Raw genomic sequence first — 490 nt, forward strand, 5'->3', positions numbered from 1 at the left:
CTGCAGGACCATATGGAATTCTATTTCCAGCAGGTCTCGACCAAGCCGGTATCGCTCTATTCCTGGCTGCCCTGGTTCTGGCAGGGCGTGGCCGGTGCGCAATGGCTGCTGACCGGAGGCGGCCTCGGCGCGTCGAACCAGTTCGAGGCCTGTGCCTTCATCCGCTCGGCGCCAGGCGTCAAGCAGCCGGACATCCAATATCACTTCTTGCCGGTGGCGATCTCCTATGACGGTAAGGCGGCGGCCAAGAGCCACGGCTTCCAGGCTCATGTCGGCTACAATCTGTCCAAGTCGCGCGGCAATGTCACGCTGCGCTCGGCCGATCCCAAGGCAGAGCCGGTGATTCGCTTCAATTATATGAGCCATGAGGAAGACTGGATCAAATTCCGTCATTGCGTCCGCATGACCCGTGAAATCTTCAGCCAAAAGGCCTTCGACGAATTCCGCGGCCCCGAAATTCAGCCGGGTGAGGGCGTTCAGACCGACGAGC

At 60.2% G+C, this 490-nt stretch carries 1 protein-coding gene; it reads left to right on the plus strand.

Annotated features, from left to right (window positions below; all coding sequences use genetic code 11):
- Positions 1 to 12: 12 nt before the first annotated feature.
- The coding region (locus AC1D0P_RS28655; RefSeq protein WP_477679832.1) for a GMC oxidoreductase at positions 13 to 490 on the plus strand (478 nt) is incomplete at its 3' end.

Source organism: Polaromonas sp. P1_G2 (genome assembly GCF_056405515.1).